This is a genomic window from Rahnella sp. ChDrAdgB13, assembly GCF_017655185.1.
Taxonomy (GTDB): domain Bacteria; phylum Pseudomonadota; class Gammaproteobacteria; order Enterobacterales; family Enterobacteriaceae; genus Rahnella; species Rahnella contaminans.
The window spans coordinates 1-1,907 of sequence record NZ_JAEMGT010000231.1 but is presented as its reverse complement, the minus strand read 5'-3'; the positions used below and the strand labels follow the sequence as shown (position 1 = coordinate 1,907).

At 44.3% G+C, this 1,907-nt stretch carries 3 protein-coding genes and 1 pseudogene; 1 reads left to right on the top strand and 3 read right to left on the bottom strand.

Features of this window, described 5'->3' with window-relative positions:
* Window positions 1–217: pseudogene (locus J8X26_RS27210) on the top strand (hypothetical protein); the annotation flags it as partial.
* A gap of 204 nt (window positions 218–421) precedes the next feature.
* Here J8X26_RS27210 and J8X26_RS27205 read toward each other — a convergent pair.
* The 3 genes from J8X26_RS27205 to J8X26_RS27195 form a co-directional block, all read right to left on the bottom strand.
* On the bottom strand, window positions 422–1,321 hold the full coding sequence (locus J8X26_RS27205; protein ID WP_208952630.1) for a hypothetical protein: 900 nt from the start codon (window positions 1,319–1,321) through the stop codon (window positions 422–424).
* A 180-nt stretch (window positions 1,322–1,501) separates the two neighbouring features.
* Complete coding sequence (locus J8X26_RS27200; RefSeq protein ID WP_208952629.1) at window positions 1,502–1,738, bottom strand: DinI-like family protein; 237 nt, start codon at window positions 1,736–1,738, stop codon at window positions 1,502–1,504.
* Between the two features lie 9 nt (window positions 1,739–1,747).
* A complete protein-coding gene (locus J8X26_RS27195) occupies window positions 1,748–1,903 on the bottom strand; it encodes a DinI-like family protein (RefSeq protein WP_307803531.1) in 156 nt (51 codons plus the stop codon).
* Window positions 1,904–1,907: the final 4 nt, after the last annotated feature.

The window sequence follows — 1,907 nt, the reverse complement described above, 5'->3', positions numbered from 1 at the left end:
GGGAGTACGCATGATGGATGATGAAACTTACACTTACGCGGTGATTGATATTTCAACAAACATTGTTATCAACCGTATCGACTGGGACGGTGTTCAGGAATGGGCTCCGCCTGATGGTTGTATTGCTGTCAGGGTGGATGACCCTGCTGCTGGCGGTATTGGTGATTCGTATGATCCGAAGACTGGAGAATTTACGAAAGCAACAACTGTCGAATGATCACCGGGCCAAGCATTTGGCGGTGAGCCAGAGTAAAAAAAAGCCCGTCAGAACGGCGGGCTTGAGAGATAGGAATCTGTTGCTAATCTTACGTCAGCTAACTGGATATTAAACCAATTCCTTATAAGTGCCAGATTACAGGCACAAAAAACCCGGCTCGGTGGCCGGGTTCGAGCTTCTACAAGTAACAGACCTGTATGGATTTTACTCAATAATGTCCTTAAGAAATATCTCTACAGGTTTATATTCATTATCTTTATTTGTTAATTTATAAGTGATCGTAACGTCAGAACGGAACGCAAACCTGCCAGCGAGTTTCTTCGTGTCTATCCCTGGAGCTAAAACAAGTTTAACCCTTCGATCAATTAAGCCAGGTATAACTGCTGCCCATCCTTTTTCAGGATTATCTAAATCCAGTGCTCTGATTTCGATATCTACATCACTATGATCCTGCGTGTAGGTGTCAGCTTCAAAAGAAACTTCGGATGGTGCTTGTTTAATGGTTTCAGCTGGTATCGTGACCGTAGAAGCTCCAACCCCAATGCTCATGGTTGCGTTTTCATCACTTCGCGCCGGTTGAAGAGTCTTCACTGCTCCTTTAGCTAGAACCTTTTTGTTGGTTACCGTGCTTTCAATAATAGATTGAAGCCGTTCAGGAGAAATATTTGCCTCACCAGCCCCGATATTTATAATTGTGTTGTTGTTTGCCTCGAAATGGCTTGTGGTGTCTGGGCTCATAGCCTTGCTAGCAAGAAGAAGTCCATATGCAAGTAAAGATGCAACCACTGCTGATATCAGAGCATTTCTCAATTTCCCATCTCCGATTTTTGCATGAATGCCTTCGAGGAATTTGTCTAACTCTTCTTGGCTGCCAAAAAGGATTTTAATGACAATATCTTCATATAAACTGCCAGCCTCTAACCTTTCAACGTGTACAGTTACATCCAAAATATTAGCATGAGTCAGCTCTTTTAGTACACCTTGAGACTGCCTTATTACTGCTTCCCAACCTTGAAGAGAGGCTATCACTTCCTTGATCGTGACCGCTTCTTTTGTCGAGTAGAATATATTTTCCGTAAAATTTAGCGTTAACTCATGAGTCATATCATTCCCTATTGAATAATATATTTCCCGGCAAATAATTTACGCGTACTAATCTCAGTTAGTTACGCTTCTGTGTGTACCCTATCGGCATATGCCTAAAAACCCAGAGCATAATAGATCCGAAAGGGGGCAACACAAATACTGGGGATATATCAGGGATATAAGAGTATGACGAGTTACTTATGGCTGAAACCAGTCGTCCGCGCTTTCCCACGTATCCTGCAACATCATATCTATCACTTCTCTATCGTCAGGCGAACCGCCCAGAACTGACAGCCCATCATTGCCAGCTCGTCGAACGCTAAACTTGGCGTCCGGATAATCTTTGGTAAGCCTTTTCTCAAACTCCGCTCTAAATGCTTCGACTGCACCGGCGGGAAGCTGCTTGGTTTTATCGATAGTCAGTTCTACACGCATAAATCCCCCTTATTCCACTCCGAGCCAGTTACCGGCATCATCGAACATCTCTTCAACTATCCCGGCGAGAATCGCCTTCTGTGCTTTGCTGGCGTCGGTATTGATGCTACTGAGCGTCACCATCGGCTTAACCTTCACTTCAGCGTCAGGGAAGGTACCATGCACACGC